The organism is Rufibacter tibetensis, from assembly GCF_001310085.1.
Classification (GTDB): domain Bacteria; phylum Bacteroidota; class Bacteroidia; order Cytophagales; family Hymenobacteraceae; genus Nibribacter; species Nibribacter tibetensis.
Genome location: NZ_CP012643.1, coordinates 2,736,996 through 2,753,255, shown reverse-complemented (window position 1 = coordinate 2,753,255; position 16,260 = coordinate 2,736,996). Strand labels below are relative to the sequence as shown.

Below are 16,260 nucleotides of genomic sequence, written 5' to 3'. Positions count from 1 at the left end.
GACCCACAGTCCAAAAATGGAAGTGCCGTTTGAAGGGTGCTTTCTGAAAAACAGCCCCTAAATGGCAAAAAAAAGCAGCTCTTATAGCTTAGAAAGAATTGGCTGCCCGGTACCGTTGCGCATCGGCGGGGTACAGCGTCTCCGCGAATTTCAGAAGTGCCTGCCGGGTAAGGGCGGTATTTTCAAACATGCCCATATGGCCCACATGGCCCAGGAAATACGTCATGCTGTTCTCAGGCAAAGAGCACTGTTGCAGGGTAGCTTCTAAAGGCACTGCCGGGTCTTCTTTGCCTGCTATGAAGAAAACCGGCGTGGAAGTAGTTTTCAATACTTCGGTTCTGTCAACCCGGTCACGCATGGCCTGCAGACAGCCCAAAACAGTTTCCTGAGGCGTGGCTTTGCCGATGGCCTGCATCTTCTCAATGGCGTCTGCACAGGAAACCCGGTTGCTTTCAGCGAACAGAGGCGCCACAAACGTGTCCATGAACTTGTCTATTCCGTGTTTCCGCACAAAATCAACCGTCTTATCTCGGTATTCTTTTTTCTCTTCGGTGTCTGGCAGGGCACTGGAATGGAACAGGCACAGGCCATACAGCAACTCAGGGAACTGCTCGGCTATAGCTAACCCTACGTAACCGCCCATAGAATGCCCTACCAACAGGCATTTCTCCACTTCCAACGAAGTCAAGGTTTCCTGCACCTGCCGGGCTTGGTTTTCCATGGAGAAGTCATGCGTCATGGGGCTCTCTCCATGGCCGGGTAAGTCTACTGTGATAATCCGGAATTGGTGTTGAAGTGGCTTAGTGAAATCTGTCCAGAGTTCTTTGCTTTCACAGAACCCGTGCAGAAAAACGATGGCGGGGCCGGAACCGGCCTCGGTATATGAAAGCAAATTATTAGTCATAATGCAAGAGTAATTTTGACCTGTTTTACGAAAAGAAAGACCAATGCAGCCATGGTGCCTTTCATCGATTAATTAAAGTGCTGCCTTTTGTTGGCTTTCAGTTTGCTTTTCAGCCAGTGCTTTGGTCTTTTTCTTGAAGCTGCTTATGGACATGAGCCAGGTGATTAAGACTATAAATGGAGCTTTCTTGTGCAACTGCAGATGACTCACCAGTTCTGAAAAAGCAAAATCATGCCCTGCAATCATCATTTTAATGGGCACATACAGGTCTATCACCACATAAATTACCAGCACCAGTAAGAAGGATTTAATAAAGATTTTGATTTTATCTTTTATGGTTAGGACAGGTGCTGGCATGAAAAGGATGTTCTTTGGAAGGAAGATAGGTAATTGTTTGGTAGTAGCTTCCCGATGATCAGATAAGGTGGTTTTATCTTTGGGTGTAAAGCGAAAGAGCCTCCTGTGTTTTATCTCCTTTGAAGCTAATCTTAGAAGAAAAATGTAGTTTGCTGATGCCCCTATGGCGTGAAGGTTACTTCCATGCCTTACCGAGCCGTGCCGTACTTTTGGCCTGTTTCATTAAAAGATGGCAAAAACGACGTTGTTTTAGTGAATACAACCAATGTACATCTCTGTTTTCACCATAAAGGCGTTACTTGCAGAGTTCTTCAGAATACGCAGGGCAGAATCTGCACTTGCTTTCTTTTCATAGATTCCTGACACCAAAGCAATGGTTTTCTCACCAGCCTTCTTCTGGTACAAATCAAGGTATTCTAGGCTTAGGTGTGCATCGGGATTTCTTCTAGGAAAGTAATCTCCGGCAAACATTTCATCTTCGTTATCTTCTGGCAGAACAATCAAGGCCTTCTTGGCATCATAATAACGTCCCATGGTATCAATTGGCAGAGGTAAGGCTTTGGATAAGGCCAGCATCTTTTCCCGCAGTGGATAATAGGCCCTCCCAGTATCTGCAATGGTGACGTAGTAAGTAGCGTATTCTTCGTATTCATCACCTACTTCAACCAACTTACTTTTTGGCTCCACCTGACTGCTATCAACATTATTCGCAGAAGTGATAGTCATGGGTGTACTTGCCTCAACAACCAATGCCTTGGCTGCGTTTTCCTGCGCGGTTATAGAAACTTTCTGCACCGCGTTAGGCTCGCACGAAAACAGGCAAAGCCAAAGAGGAACATAAACAAATTTTTTCATGGGTAGATAGATCTACAGGAAAGATAGCAATTTGTATATAAATAGAAAGCCCTCTTTGGGGAGTACCAAAGAGGGCTTTCTATTTATTTGAAACAAGTAGTATTTACACCCGTACCGTCACATCCATCAATTCGCGTACAGCAAGCTCAATTCCTGCAGGGTCGAAGCCGCAGAGGCGGTGTAGTTCCATCTGAGAACCGTGTTCCACAATCATATCTGGAATGCCAAGGCGTTTTACTTGCGCAGTATAGCCATGGTCAGCCATGAACTCTAATACCGCACTTCCAAAACCGCCTTGCAGACAGCCATCTTCTACAGTAAGCACTTTGTCGTATTTCTGGAAGATATGGTGCAGCATTTTCTCATCCAAAGGTTTGGCAAAACGCATATCATAGTGACCAGGGCGCAAACCATCTAGCTTCAGGTTTTGGCAAACCTCCACCGCGTAGTTTCCTATGTGCCCGATGGTCAGGATTGCTACTTCTTCGCCTTCCTGAATAACGCGGCCTTTGCCTACTTCTATCGCTTCCAATGGAGTACGCCACTCTGGCATCACGCCTTCTCCACGCGGGTACCGGATGGTGAAAGGCCCCATGCCTTCCTGACTGGCGGTGAACATCAGGTTCCGTAGTTCTTGCTCGTTCATCGGCGAAGACACTACCATGTTAGGCAGACAGCGCATATAAGCAATGTCATAAGAACCGTGGTGCGTCTGGCCATCTGCCCCGGCAAAACCAGCGCGGTCAAGCGTGAAGACCACGTGTAGGTTCTGCAGGCAGACATCATGCACCACCTGGTCATAGCCACGCTGCATGAAACTGGAATAGATATTACAGAATGGCACCAAGCCTTGGGTAGCCAAACCGGCCGAGAAGGTCACGGCATGTTGCTCCGCAATTCCCACATCCAACGCTCTATCTGGCATGGCAGCCATCATGATGTTCATGGAAGAACCGCTCGGCATGGCCGGAGTTACTCCCATGATTTTCGGGTTCTGCTCAGCCATCTCCAGCAACGTATGTCCAAATACATCCTGGTACTTAGGTGGCTGCGGTGTGGTATGGTGTACTTTGTAGATCTCGCCAGTGACTTTGTCAAACAAGCCAGGCGCGTGCCACTTGGTTTGTTCTTTTTCTGCCAGGGCAAACCCTTTGCCTTTCACCGTCACACAGTGCAGGATTTTAGGGCCCGGTATCTTTTTTAGGTCATTCAGGACCAATGCCAGATGATTCACATCATGGCCGTCAATAGGACCAAAGTACCGGAACTTCAGGCTTTCAAACAGATTGCTTTGTTTCAGCAGGGTAGCCTTGATGCCGCTTTCTACTTTTGAAGCTATTTGCTGGGCATTAGGACCAAACTTGCTGATCTTACCCAGAATGTTCCAGATCTCATCACGCACTTTGTTGTAGGTGCGGGAAGTGGTGATATCAGTTAAATATTCTTTGAGTGCGCCCACGTTGGGGTCAATGCTCATGCAGTTGTCATTGAGCACCACCAAAAGATCGGCATCAGTGGCACCAGCGTGGTTCAAAGCCTCAAAAGCCATGCCCGCAGTCATGGAGCCATCGCCTATCACAGCAATATGATGGCGGTCAAATTCCTTTTTGTATTGTGAGGCCATGGCCATACCCAACGCCGCCGAAATAGACGTACTGGAGTGGCCTACGCCAAAGGCATCGCACTCGCTTTCTTTTCTTTTAGGAAAACCAGAAATGCCGTTGAGTTTGCGGTTGGTATGAAACACATCTCTGCGGCCGGTCAGGATTTTATGTCCGTAGGCCTGGTGCCCCACGTCCCACACCAGTTGGTCATAAGGCGTATTGAACACGTAGTGCAGGGCTACGGTCATCTCTACCACCCCTAAGCTCGCCCCGAAGTGCCCCCCGTAAATAGATACATTGTCAATGATAAATTGCCGCAATTCCTGGCATACCTGCAACAACTGATCTTCAGACAGTTGGCGCAAATCAGCTGGCGAATCAATTTTGGCCAGCAGTTCTCCGGGTTCAATTATCATAGGAATGCACGTGGGGTGAATATAAATGCAACAGCGTCTGTATTATAAAGTTTTGACTATATACGTAGGCGCATAAAGTCAAAAGGTAAAATTAAGGAAATTTTCTTTGTACCGGCTCTTTTTGTCTTTACCAGCTACCACATTCCTATAGGATTTTCTTGAAATATCCACAATTTCAGGCATTCTATAGATGTGCTATAAATATTCCGTATTTATACGGCAGGCAAACCCATATCCCTTCCTAATTTCATCTAACTTCCAACTACTCAGAATGTATTCACCTTTTTAAAGGTAATTTCTGGAAATCACCTTTAAAAGAGGTTCTTCGGGAGTAAACGTTGGCGGATGGCATTACTTATGTGTAATTTTGAATTTTAAACCAACCCCGTACTGCCACACGTGAGTTTCGAAATAAAGCTGTCGCTCTTTGAGGGCCCGTTTGACCTCCTGCTTTTCTTCATTGAACGCGACGAGCTGGACATCCATGATATTCCTATCTACAAGATCACCAATGATTTTGTGGGTTATATCCGGCAGCTGGAAACTATGAACATGGAGATAGCCAGCGAGTTTATTCTCACCGCGGCCACGCTCATGCGGATCAAGGCCAAGATGTTGCTGCCCCGTTTTGAGAAAGACGAGGAGGGTAATGAGATTGATCCGCGCCAGGAACTGGTACAGCACCTGTTGGAATATAAGCGCTACAAAGAAGTATTGGGCGACCTCAGTTTGCTGGAAGATGTACGTCTGCAGCAGGAGAACCGCGGCAACATTGACGAAGAACTGAGCAAAATTGCCGCTAAACACCAATTGGAGTACGAGCTCAAAGACCTGAACCTCTACCATCTCATGCAGTCTTTCCATAAGGCCATGCAGCGGTACGAGGAAGAGCAGAATCGCCCCAAGCACACGGTGGTCACCTACCCTTACACCATAGATCAGCAACGCACCTACATCAAGAATAGGGTTAGCGCACAAGGCATAGTACAATTCACCGACTTGCTTGAAGCTTTTCCTGACAAAATTGGATTAATCTTCAACTTTCTGGCTATCTTAGACCTGTTGCAACTTAATGAAATTGGGTTGGAAATTGGCGATGGGTTCAATAATTTCCGTATTGTGCCTTATACTGAAAACCAGCACCTCACTATTACTGACAATGGATCTGAATCGTAAGAAACTCCTCTCCTACTTCACGCCGCAGCGTATCCTAATTCCGGTAGTGATTGGATTGGCGGCTATCGGGTACATGTTCTACCGGGACAGCGCGGAGATGGACCTTTCACCGCTCTACAATGCCAAGCCTTTCTGGATCATCATGACGTTTGTGGTGCTGCTGGTGCGTGACCTGGGATACATTTACCGCATCAGGTACGTGACAGAGAAATACCTGAACTGGCGCAAGAGCGTGGAAGTAATCATGCTGTGGGAGTTCGCCTCCTGCGTCATGCCCTCCGTGGTGGGTGGCTCTACAGTGGCAGCCTTTATCCTGAACAAAGAAGGCCTGAGTTTGGGCAAGTCTTTGGCTTACGTGATGGTCACTGCCATGATGGACAATCTATACTTTATCATTGCCGTGCCGCTCGTTTTCCTGCTAACTGCTGGCAATATTTTCCCGGAGGTGTCTGCTATGGAATTCTCAGTAACGCAAAGCTTGGAGATTGCTTTTGGCATCAGTTACCTGCTCATTGCATTCTACGCCTTCTTAATGGCGTATGGCCTCCTAATCAACCCTGTGGCGGTAAAGCGTATTTTCCTGAGGGCTACATCTTACAAACTTACCCGCCGCTGGAGAGCGAGTGCCTATAAAAACGGGAACGAATTGGTATGGGCTTCGCAGCAGTTGAAAGGCAGCACTTTTGGCTACTGGGCCAATGCCGCACTTAGCACCGCCTTCGTCTGGACCGCCCGTTATTTTGTCATCAACTGCCTCATTGCCGCCTTTACTGACATCAGCTTCCATGACCACGTGCTTATCTTCTCACGCAACATGGTGTACAAGATTGTACTGTTGGTAGCGGTAACTCCAGGAGGTGCCGGTATTGCCGAGGTAGCTTTTCCTACCTTCTTCGGGCAGTTCCTGGGCCGTTTTACTACCGTTATTATTTTGCTTTACCGAGTAGTAACGTATTATCTGTACCTGATCCTGGGTTCTTACTTCCTGCCGCGCTGGGTATTACGCGTATTTGGTGAGCACCCCGAAGAAGAAGAGAGCTTGAGTTTAGCGCCTGTTTCCGAGAAAAGAGATTAAAGCCGAAACTCTAAGAAAGAGAAACCAAACAGCAAAGGGCCGACATACAAACATGTCGGCCCTTTGCTGTTGCTGAAATTTACCTGCCTATAAAACTTAATTTTGCTTACCAATAATGATTTTGAAGGGAATGGTGTACTTCACTGGCACAGGCACTCCATTTTGTGTACCCGGCTTCCATTTGGGCATAGTACCAACAACACGAGCTACTTCTGCAAAGATGTCAAGATGTAGTGATTCTACGCTTTCTACATTGCTAACTGTTCCGTCCTTTTCCACTATAAAAGAAACTATTTCTTTTCCGTTGATTCTAGCTTTCCAGACAGCTTTAGAAGGCTTGAATTTTCTAGTCATAAAAGCAAACATCGCCTTCTGGCCGCCAGGAAACTCAGGCAAAATTTCAATTGGCTTAACAGCAGTAGTATCATCTTGCTTTCCCTCTTTCCTGTAGCTTTTCACCCCTGCCTCTACCCTAACCGGCAGCTTGTTTTCCTTTGGGGGAATTGGACATGAATATCCATCGCCGTAGGCGCAGGATGGATTGTAGGCTTTGTTGAAGTCTAGCCAAATGCTGTCCTTTCCCATAGGAATGGTGAAGTCAAGATAACGCCCAGTTTCATAGGTTTCTCGACCAGTGGTAGCGTCGGTGAAAGGAATGAACAGGTAGCTCATGTATTGGGGTTGCTTCATGAGTTCCTGGTTTTGGTACACGCTTAGCTTGAGGGGCTGGCCTTGTAGCTTGAAACGCAACTCACCGTACTTCACATATTCAGGAGTACGGGACATTCTGAAAATAGCTTCCTGCGCGGTGCGCTCAAATTTCGCCTTTACCCGGTACGCTTCCTCCACCGGGAAGTAGTCTAGCCCTTTGAAGTGAGTTTTTGCTTCTGCCGACAGGGGCGAATGCTCATCAAACTTGAACACGCTGTCTTCATGAGTTCGGTGCCTGGCGATCTCTTCTTTGTACTGCGTGGGCGTTATTTGTTGCGCTACCGTTAGAAATGGTAAAGAGAGCAGAAGGAACAGGAAAAACGTTTTCATAAGGATCAGAGATTCTACCAAAGGTATAAATTTCTGAAGGCTTGTTTAGAGCTTATTCTTCTAAATTAGGCCCGAAATGGTGGACGGCACCCTCTAGTGAAACTCGTATTCAAACTGCATGACCTTTTTGACTTTACCTTTTTTGTCGCTTTCCACGCTTTTAACTAAATGCCCTTGGGCATCATACGCGTGCGAATACTTGGTCACCAATTTTCCATCTTCCCCCCTGATTGTTCGCTCTATCTCCTTTCCATTATTGTTATAAACAAAGTTTTCGATGGAGATGGTTTTGGGTTGTTTGGCTCCACTTACTGAGGAAATGATGTGTGATACCAGCTTTTGGTCATTCAGAAGCACCCTTTGCTCTGCCACCAACTTACCAGAGGTTGTTTCCTCCCTGATCACGTACCCATTTGCCAATTCTTCCCGCTTGACGAGGGTTTTCACCGGTGCATCAGGAAGGGGTTGTGGTACGGGCGGTGTTCGCTTGGGCCGACTAGGGGACAGCCAAGCTGACCGGGCGTTTCTTGGCATAGGACCCGGAGTATCTTCTAAAGGGGCTGGGTAATTGGCATAGGCATCATGTTTTAGTGGCTGGCCAGCAGATGATGCCTCCTGCTGTTGGTCTTCTGAGTCGCCACCCATCACTTTCATGGTTCCATCAGGTTGGTAAACCAGCGTTTTACGTACCGCACCATGCTGATCAAATTCATACCCTACCTCGTTCTTATAGCGCTCCTTGTTCACGATGTGTAAACTAGTTTTCTTCAGGAAGGAGACAGTATTACTGCCTCCGGCATAAGTATACTCTTGCACGACAACAGAGGAGTCCACCCCGAAAATAGATTCTGAATACATGTAGCCCACCTCTTTTTGCACCCGCGATAACGTATCAAAATAAAGTTCTTTAGTCAAAGTGAAAGGACGCATTTTCTTCAAACCTGCCTCACTGGAGAAGGTGCGTACTACTTTGACCTTCTCTGTTTTCCCTGGGTCATTACTTACCTGAATCGTATCTGCTCCTGCCTGCCCAAAACAGAACACCTGCAGAGCCAGTGTGAGTACGGCCAAAAACAGAGGATTATTTCTAAAAGACTTCCTAAACAGATGGGTCATTTCTTTTTGTACCATAGCTCACTTCATTCTTATGGTGTAGGGGATTGTATACGTGTAGGCCACTGGCTTTCCGTTGATGACAGCAGGTTTCCATTTGGGCATAAGCCGGACAACCCTTAGTGCTTCTGCGTCTACTCCTCTTGAAAGGGATTCAACGATCAAAGGATCTGACACTGAGCCATCTTCTCCTACTACAAATGAAACGCGCACGGTGCCATTTATCTTGTTTCGCATGTCGTTTACAGGTATTCTGAAATGGGAACCTAGAAAACGGAACATGGCCGCTTCCCCGCCCGGGAATTCTGGTTTACTGCCAGAGTCCAGGCTACCTGCTAGTCTTAATGAATCAATAGAGAGCAGATGCTCTTTTTTAAGAATATATTGAAGGATCCCTTCTTTACTCCCGAACACAGCCTTATCAAAGTTCAGCTTTTCCATCTCTCTTAGCGTCATCAGGAAAGGCCATGATTCACCGTCTTGATTCACTTTTGAGTCAATCAAACCGCCGTTCTGCGGATGATACAGTTTTCTTTTCCTAACCACTCCATTCTCATACTCTCTAACCAGAACCTTTTTCCCATCGGCCTGCAGAAATTGCCATTGGCCTGTTTTCTTGCCATCTTTCCACTGTCCTTCCAGCAGCAGGTTCATGTAAGCATAACCTACTCTTACTCTGCTGGTGGTTTCCAAATTGCCCGTGCCGTCTTTGATTAACTGCTGCCCCAGAAAGTTGTAGTACTCCAAAACCCGGTACTCCTGGTCAGGCAAAAACTCCACGGTTTGCAGCGGCTTGCCGTCTGGATAATAGAACTTCCATATTCCAACCGGCTGATTTTCTTTGAAAGCTCCTTCTCTGGCTACTTTCTTCTCTGGATGCAGCGCTTGAAACGGGCCTTCTTTACCAGCTTCAGCATAGGTAAACTGCTGGTACAACTGCCCGTCTGAAAGATAATCCGTAACGGCACCTCTGAACACGTATGCTACGGTATCTAAAGAGGCCACCCGAGTAAGGGCAGCCTTCTGCTTGATGGTGATCATAAGGTTTTGGTCATAGAAAATGGTGACCGGCACCACCTGCGCGGTAGCCTTATGCTTTTGAAGCACACCAGCTATGACCAGTAAAAAACAGATAAGACGAGTTTGCATGCGGGGGAAGGTTATATGGATTACAGATTGAATAACAAGTTTATTATTTAATTTCTGATAGAAAGTATATTGGCTTTGAGTATAGTTTGGCAAAAACGGGCTTAAACCACTACCCTTCCACCCTTTGGTTTTTAGAGCCGAAAGCCTGCAGAAGCAGCAAGGCCGTTCCAGTTTTATGCTCTCTGGTAAAGCAGAAAGTCAGGAACGTGTTTACAGCCCGTTTCTGGAAATCAGACTTAAAAGATTTTTCTGATTTCAAGATAAGATAAGTTAGTTTCTACAGAAATGAAAAAGTACCAGTGATAATACTTCTAGGCTAAACATTACAGCTTAGATGCTGGTTACCAAGACATGCTTCCGTAAAGGCCTGCTTTTAATAAGCACAGTAGACAAAACACACCTCTTTACGTATTTAGTAAGACCCATCGTACTTTTTCGCTCTCAGAAAAAGCATTCGCTCACTCCTCTCGGTATTTGCAAACTCCAACTTTAAGAATGGAATCTATGGCAACAATTTCACCCCAAAGCATTGGCATTAAGTACGCCATCTTCTCCGCCATTGCGATGATCATCTACTACTTGACCATCAACCTATTGGGGTTACAAAACAGTGATGTTATTCGCTTCGGCAGCAACATCTTCATTTTCATAGCCGTCATACTGGCTATCAACACCCTTAGAAAGCACTATGATGCTCTGCATAGGGAGCCTCCTTACTTGCCTGGGCTGGCCATTGGGTTTATAGTGGGTTTATTAGGCGCAGCGCTATACGCAGGCTTTATCCTTGTTCATGCTATTTTCATCAATCCTGGCTATGCCGGCGTGCTTCAAAACCAAGATTACTTTGGTTTCCGGTTGCCGCTCTTGATGGTGATGGGCTCTGTGGTTATCTTGGGCACTGCTGTGGGCGCGATGACTAGCTACATTCTCATGATGGCCTTTGACAAATCTGGTGGACAGCCTGACAGCGCCAGATATCAACCCTCAGGAATTATAAATAAAAAGTAAGCTTTCCAATTTGCAGTGAAGCCATCTGCCCGTAAACAGAAGCTGAAAAACAGCTCACAAAAAAACGCCTGACTTTGCAGCCAGGCGTTTTTTATGGTTGAATGAGATTAACATTTGAGTTTAAGAAGCAATAGCCATGAGTTAACAACAGAGAAACGGCTCTTTAGAAAAGCATTCTTTAGCTATAATACAATGGTTATTACCGAATTACAATTCTATAGGGCACAGTACATCTAACATTCACAGGCTTACCTTTTAAAATACCTGGGTTCCAAAGAGGCATGTTGGCAACCACTCTCATTCCTTCCGCATCAATACTTGGGTATAATGACTTTACTACTTCTATGTCTTTAGTTGTTCCATCGGGTCTTACGACAAAGCCTAGAACTAACTCACCATTAATCCCAACCTTTTTAGCGTCTTCTGGAACTCTAAATTTATCTCCTAAAAACTTTAACATTGCCCTATGACCTCCCGGAAACTCAGGCCTCTTATCCAAGCTGTCTTTCTCTGTATAAATAATGCCGGAGTTGTCCTGCAATATTAAATGTTCTTTTCGCAAAATGTATTTTAAAGCTCTTGCTTTTGTTCCCAATGCTTGGCTTACATCCATTTTTTCTCTGTATTCAGCCAAATTAAAGAAGGGGAAGGATTCTGCTCTCTGGGTGTTATACTCTCCTTCTATTGTCTTCCCGGTTACATCATAAGACTCTCCTCTTCTAAACTCACCCTTATCAAAATACTCAACCAAGTATTTTACATTCTTTGTTCTTGATACTTCCCATCTTCCATGCTTCACCCCATCCTTCCATTGGCTTTTGATATTTATGATATTTATATAAATACCCCATCTTGTAACCACTGTTGTGTTCCAATCTCCGGTTCCATCTTTTAACAATTGATTCCCATTTTCATCAAAGTACTGTTTTACACTAAACTTGCGATTAGGCAAAAACTCTATCACCTGCTCTAATTTGCCATCTGGATAATAATACTTCCACACTCCACTTGGATTATCTGCAAAGTATTGCCCTTGGCTTTCCAGTTGTTTATTAGGATAGAACTGTTTAAAAGCACCATCCTTTCCAGATATTTTATAAGAGACACGCATTGCGGTACTACCGTCCACAAAATCATCCTTTACCAGACCTACAAATGAATTCTTCACAGAATCCATAAAAGCATTTCGAATTATAAAAGCTTTCTCTTTGGTCGTAACTTTAGAATCTTCATCATAAAAAATCGTAAAAGGCACCACATGCCTTGGATTTTTTCGAACGGAAAGATTGCTTGCCCCTAGCAGAAACACACTGAACAGGAGCATGAAATAGAACAAAGGTAAAGTTAGCTTCATAGTTGACGCATTTAGTATAACCCACTCTAAATTAACTAATTACTAATATTAAAATAAGCAATTCTCAAAAAACACCCCACAAAAAAACGCCTGACTTTGCAGTCAGGCGTTTTTTCTATGTTTTCTCTAAAAGAGCTTAGAAACGCTCATCAGCGCCAAAGAAGAATTCACCTTCAATTTGGGCATTCTCATCAGAGTCAGAACCGTGCACAGCGTTGGCTTCTACAGACTTCGCGTAGATCTTTCTGATGGTTCCCTCCTCAGCCTGGGCTGGGTTAGTGGCACCAATCAAGGTACGGAAATCAAGAACCGCGTTTTCTTTCTCCAGGATCATGGCCACAATGGGTCCTGAGCTCATGTATTTTACCAGGTCGCCGTAGAAAGGACGCTCTTTGTGTACCTCGTAGAACTGACCGGCACGCTCTTCAGTAAGACGGGTCTTTTTCATGGCCACTACTCTAAAGCCAGCTTCTTCCATCATTTTGGTGATACCGCCAATGTGGTTATCCTGTACGGCATCTGGTTTGATCATGGTGAACGTTACGTTTCCAGCCATTTTTTCTCTTTCGTTAGGGAGTTAATTAGATTTTTCGCGGGCAAAATTAACATACTTTGGCCCAAAACCCATTTTGTACGGCAAAAATACCGAACCGGTAGGTAGTTCATTGATTTTATTTGGTTTGTACTTTTATTCTTCAGAATTTTGCAGCTTGTATCCGCTATTTTTTCAAGCGGACTGTGAGTATACAATGCAGCAAATCAACGAGCTAAAGGAGCTTTTACAGTCTCCTAAGAAGATCATGATCACCACGCACCATAAACCGGATGCGGACGCTTTGGGATCTTCACTAGGATTGGCTGGCTACCTTAAGAAAAAAGGGCACCAGGTTCAGGTAATCACCCCATCAGACTACCCCTCTTTCCTTAACTGGATGAGTGGCAATGAAGAGGTGTTGGTATACAGCCATAAAACCGATGCCCAGGCCCAGCAAATCATAAAAGAAGCCGATGCCATTTTTTGCTTAGACTTCAGTGCCCTTAGCCGGATCAATGAACTGGGGAATTACATCCAGCAGGCTACCGGTACCAAAGTACTCATTGACCACCACCTTCAGCCCGAGCACTTCGCAGATATCATGTTCTCAGACACTAACGCCGCTGCCACAGCGGAAATCGTGTATGAGGTGATACGGGAACTAGGAGATGAAGCGTTGGTAGATGTGGAGATTGGTGAATGTCTGTACGCTGGCATCATGACTGATACGGGTTCTTTCCGTCATTCAAGCACTACGCGCAACGTGCACATGATCATTGCAGACCTGCTCCACAACGGCATTGACATCTGCAAGGTACACCGCAACATCTATGACAGCTACTCTGAGTCGCGCCTGAGGTTCTTAGGGTACGTGCTTAAAGACAAGCTCATGGTAGTGCGGGAATACAACACCGCCTTTATTGCGGTCACTGCTGAGGAATTGAAAGCTTACAACTCCCAGACCGGTGATACTGAAGGCTTGGTAAACTTTGCCCTTTCTATTGAAGGAGTACGGTTTGCGGCCCTGTTCATTGACCGCACAGAGGCCGTAAAGATATCTTTCCGCTCTGTGGGAGACATCTCAGTAAATGAGTTTGCACGCGCGCACTTCAACGGAGGCGGCCACAAAAACGCCGCGGGTGGGATCTCCTATTTACCGCTGAACGAAACAGTAGATAAATTTGTGAGTCTATTACCGCAGTATACAGAACAACTAGTAAACTAAACCCTTAAAAGACGCTTTCATAACCTAAAAACAATGTTAAAAAAATCTCTTTACATACTGCCAGCTATGGCGGTTGCCTTTTTTTCTTATTCTTGCAAGAACTTAGGCAAGGATGAATTTGTAAAAGCCCCTTCTGGGTTAGAATACAAGCTGTATTCTCAAAACAAAGAAGGCGAATACGAGCTTAAAGAAGCGAAACACGATACTACGTCTGCTGCTTACAAGGCTAAGCTTGACAAAGTGATGAGCTTTGAAATGGAGTACCGCAACGCCAAGGACTCTTTGTTGTTCAGCACCAAAGATAATGCAATGCCAATCCAGATTAAAATGGTGGCGTCTCCAAACAAAGGAAGCATTGAAGAAGCATTCCTGATGTTGGACAAAGGCGACAGCGCTGTATTCAGAATCAACGCTGATACCTTATTTGCTAAAACGTTCAGAAGCCCACTTCCTCCATTCATTGAAAAAGGCAGTTTCCTGACCTTTTTCGTGAAAGCGATCAACTTGCAGACTGAGCAGGAAGCCATGGCCGACTATCCTAAAATGATGGAGCGTCAGCAAAAAGAGATGGAAGCCCGCGCCGCCAAACAGGGTCCGGTTGACGAAAAGCTGATTCAGGAGTACGTAAAGAAAAACAATCTTCAAGTGCAGAAAACTCCTTCAGGCGTGTACTACGTAGTTACCCAACCAGGTACTGGCCCTAACGCCACAGATGGTAAAGTGGTAAGCGTGAAATACAAAGGCACCCTGTTGAACGGCAAAGAGTTTGACTCTTCTGAAAAATCAAACGGTGGTAAACCTATTGAATTCCCGTTAGGTCAAAACCAAGTAATCAAAGGCTGGGAAGAAGGCATCAAGCAATTCAACAAAGGCAGCAAAGGCACCTTGTTGATTCCTTCTCCGCTAGGTTACGGCTCAATGGCACGCGGTGCTGAGTTACCCGCTAACTCTATCCTGCGTTTTGATGTGGAACTGGTGGATATTAAAGATGCCCCAGCCGCTCCTGCTGGCCCTCAAGGTCCTGCAGGCCCAGGCGGTCCTGGTTTATAATACTAAATACTTATGCAACAGTTACTAAAGAGAAGCGCGTTATGGCAGTTATTACTGGCCTTTAGCTTCCTTCTCGGGCTTACTTCTTGTGGCGACGAACCAGATCCGTATGATCCCTACGCCAACTATGATTATGAAGCCCAGGCAAAAGCCGATGATGCGATGATTCAGGCCTATTTTAAGGCTAACAACATCACAGACACTGTAAAGACCGCCTCAGGCTTGTACTACAAAGTACTGAAGCCTGGAACCGGCGCAAAACCGGTAGCGGGTCAGAAAGTGAGCGTGCATTACATTGGGAAACTGGTGCAGAATGAGTACGTCTTTGATTCTTCATGGAAAAGAGTTTACCCGTTTGAATTTCAGGTGGGTGCCGGAAAAGTAATCAAAGGCTGGGATGAAGGCTTGCCCCTTATGCAAGAAGGAGAAAAAGCCATTCTGTTTATCCCTTCTCACTTAGGATATGGCCCTGTAGGAAGTTACCCTTCCATCCCAAGCGGTGCTCCTCTTATGTTTGAGGTTGATTTATTAGACATCTTGTAGAACAAGGTTCTTCAGACCAAAAAGAAAGGCTGCCCTTCACAGGAGCAGCCTTTCTTTTTGTATCACTTGTAGAATATCGTAGACCTATTCACTTAACACTTCTGACAGAACGGGCAAAGACCTGATCTCGCCTAATTGGTCAACGTGCAGTTGAAAGTAGCGCACCAACAGGCTTAACAACTCCCGTCGGATTTTCCCATTGGGCAAATTGGCTCCTTCACCCTTTTGGATAACTTCTGTTAAATACGGTTCCAATTGCTGCAACTGCATCAGGCTATTCCCCAAAGCCGGTGCACCACCTGCTTCAAAAGCAACTTGAGTAATAAGTTCGTCGGCTGAAGAAACTCCAAACCCCAGATAACCGCCTAATTGCAGTAGAAAGATCAGGTGGAAGTTCTCAAACCCGGTTTTCAGCTCGTCAAACAACTGAATGGAATTGTGCAGGAACTCAAAAAGCTGCCTGTTTTCTTCTTCTTCTCTGATGGTTCTGGAAACCACCTCTGACAGAAATAACAGAATACTGCTTTTCCTGATATCGTAAGGCACGGTACTGAACTGGTAGCTGCATTTGTATTCAGAGATGCGAGTGAGCCCTCCTTTTCCAGATGGGTACACCACCATGTCCAGCAAGGTAAAAGGCTGAAATAAGGCTATACGTGACGCACTTCCCTTCTTCCTGACGCTGTTCACAATGTAGCTCTGCAATCCTAGTTCTTCGGTGTAGATGCGAACAATGATGGAAGACTCTTTGAATTTGATAAAGCTCAGGACAATGCCACGGGTTTTTACCAGCATAGAATGGTTGTAATGTCTGATTCCTCTTACGCAGGAAGGTATGTTCTTGGTACTGAAAGT

The 16,260-nt window shown here is 45.5% G+C and carries 17 protein-coding genes; 6 read left to right on the top strand and 11 right to left on the bottom strand.

Features of this window, described 5'->3' with window-relative positions; all coding sequences use genetic code 11:
• Positions 1 to 88: 88 nt before the first annotated feature.
• The 4 genes from DC20_RS11110 to dxs all read right to left on the bottom strand — a co-directional run bounded on the left by DC20_RS11110 (position 89) and on the right by dxs (position 4,136).
• Complete coding sequence (locus tag DC20_RS11110; protein ID WP_062543891.1) at positions 89 to 904, bottom strand: alpha/beta fold hydrolase; 816 nt, start codon at positions 902 to 904, stop codon at positions 89 to 91.
• A 72-nt stretch (positions 905 to 976) separates the two neighbouring features.
• A complete protein-coding gene (locus tag DC20_RS11105; protein ID WP_062543890.1) occupies positions 977 to 1,261 on the bottom strand; it encodes a hypothetical protein in 285 nt (94 codons plus the stop codon).
• A 249-nt stretch (positions 1,262 to 1,510) separates the two neighbouring features.
• Entirely contained in the window at positions 1,511 to 2,116 is a 606-nt protein-coding gene (locus tag DC20_RS11100) for a hypothetical protein (protein WP_062543889.1), read from the bottom strand.
• 103 nt (positions 2,117 to 2,219) lie between these two features.
• On the bottom strand, positions 2,220 to 4,136 hold the full coding sequence (gene dxs / locus DC20_RS11095; protein ID WP_062543888.1) for a 1-deoxy-D-xylulose-5-phosphate synthase: 1,917 nt from the start codon (positions 4,134 to 4,136) through the stop codon (positions 2,220 to 2,222).
• 399 nt (positions 4,137 to 4,535) lie between these two features.
• On the opposite strand from dxs, the gene DC20_RS11090 reads away from it, so the two are divergent.
• Together DC20_RS11090 and DC20_RS11085 are read left to right on the top strand one after the other, a co-directional pair.
• On the top strand, positions 4,536 to 5,312 hold the full coding sequence (locus tag DC20_RS11090) for a segregation and condensation protein A (protein WP_062543887.1): 777 nt from the start codon (positions 4,536 to 4,538) through the stop codon (positions 5,310 to 5,312).
• Positions 5,296 to 6,387 (top strand): lysylphosphatidylglycerol synthase transmembrane domain-containing protein, encoded by a 1,092-nt coding sequence (locus tag DC20_RS11085; protein ID WP_062543886.1) that lies wholly within the window; start codon positions 5,296 to 5,298, stop codon positions 6,385 to 6,387. Before DC20_RS11090 ends, DC20_RS11085 begins: the two co-directional genes overlap by 17 nt.
• A 96-nt stretch (positions 6,388 to 6,483) precedes the next feature.
• Here the strand turns inward: DC20_RS11085 and DC20_RS11080 are convergent, their stop codons facing one another.
• The 4 genes from DC20_RS11080 to DC20_RS22855 form a co-directional block, all read right to left on the bottom strand.
• A complete protein-coding gene (locus tag DC20_RS11080) occupies positions 6,484 to 7,428 on the bottom strand; it encodes a DUF1684 domain-containing protein (protein WP_062543885.1) in 945 nt (314 codons plus the stop codon).
• Between the two features lie 93 nt (positions 7,429 to 7,521).
• The gene (locus DC20_RS11075; RefSeq protein WP_157593134.1) at positions 7,522 to 8,499 is read right to left on the bottom strand and encodes a hypothetical protein; all 978 of its coding nucleotides are present in this window, start codon (positions 8,497 to 8,499) and stop codon (positions 7,522 to 7,524) included.
• A 63-nt stretch (positions 8,500 to 8,562) separates the two neighbouring features.
• On the bottom strand, positions 8,563 to 9,690 hold the full coding sequence (locus tag DC20_RS11070) for an energy transducer TonB (protein WP_062543883.1): 1,128 nt from the start codon (positions 9,688 to 9,690) through the stop codon (positions 8,563 to 8,565).
• 109 nt (positions 9,691 to 9,799) lie between these two features.
• Positions 9,800 to 9,949: a hypothetical protein gene (locus DC20_RS22855; protein ID WP_157593133.1), complete on the bottom strand. Its 150-nt coding sequence runs from the start codon at positions 9,947 to 9,949 to the stop codon at positions 9,800 to 9,802.
• A 245-nt stretch (positions 9,950 to 10,194) separates the two neighbouring features.
• Between DC20_RS22855 and DC20_RS11065 the strand changes: the two genes are divergently transcribed.
• Positions 10,195 to 10,698 carry a cell division FtsX domain-containing protein gene (locus DC20_RS11065; protein WP_157593132.1) on the top strand — a complete coding sequence of 168 codons (504 nt, stop codon included), beginning with the start codon at positions 10,195 to 10,197 and terminating at the stop codon, positions 10,696 to 10,698.
• A 199-nt stretch (positions 10,699 to 10,897) separates the two neighbouring features.
• Here DC20_RS11065 and DC20_RS22675 read toward each other — a convergent pair whose 3' ends face one another.
• Together DC20_RS22675 and DC20_RS11055 are read right to left on the bottom strand one after the other, a co-directional pair.
• The gene (locus DC20_RS22675; protein WP_083470307.1) at positions 10,898 to 12,052 is read right to left on the bottom strand and encodes an energy transducer TonB; all 1,155 of its coding nucleotides are present in this window, start codon (positions 12,050 to 12,052) and stop codon (positions 10,898 to 10,900) included.
• Between the two features lie 136 nt (positions 12,053 to 12,188).
• Entirely contained in the window at positions 12,189 to 12,608 is a 420-nt protein-coding gene (locus tag DC20_RS11055) for a nucleoside-diphosphate kinase (RefSeq protein ID WP_062543880.1), read from the bottom strand.
• A 193-nt stretch (positions 12,609 to 12,801) separates the two neighbouring features.
• Between DC20_RS11055 and DC20_RS11050 the strand changes: the two genes are divergently transcribed.
• From DC20_RS11050 to DC20_RS11040, 3 genes are all read left to right on the top strand, one after another.
• A complete protein-coding gene (locus DC20_RS11050) occupies positions 12,802 to 13,812 on the top strand; it encodes a DHH family phosphoesterase (RefSeq protein WP_062545923.1) in 1,011 nt (336 codons plus the stop codon).
• A gap of 66 nt (positions 13,813 to 13,878) precedes the next feature.
• Positions 13,879 to 14,862 carry an FKBP-type peptidyl-prolyl cis-trans isomerase gene (locus DC20_RS11045; RefSeq protein WP_071885602.1) on the top strand — a complete coding sequence of 328 codons (984 nt, stop codon included), beginning with the start codon at positions 13,879 to 13,881 and terminating at the stop codon, positions 14,860 to 14,862.
• A 12-nt stretch (positions 14,863 to 14,874) separates the two neighbouring features.
• A complete protein-coding gene (locus DC20_RS11040) occupies positions 14,875 to 15,405 on the top strand; it encodes an FKBP-type peptidyl-prolyl cis-trans isomerase (RefSeq protein WP_062543878.1) in 531 nt (176 codons plus the stop codon).
• A gap of 84 nt (positions 15,406 to 15,489) precedes the next feature.
• Here the strand turns inward: DC20_RS11040 and recO are convergent, their stop codons facing one another.
• Entirely contained in the window at positions 15,490 to 16,200 is a 711-nt protein-coding gene (gene recO / locus DC20_RS11035; RefSeq protein WP_062543877.1) for a DNA repair protein RecO, read from the bottom strand.
• Between the last annotated feature and the right edge of the window lie 60 nt (positions 16,201 to 16,260).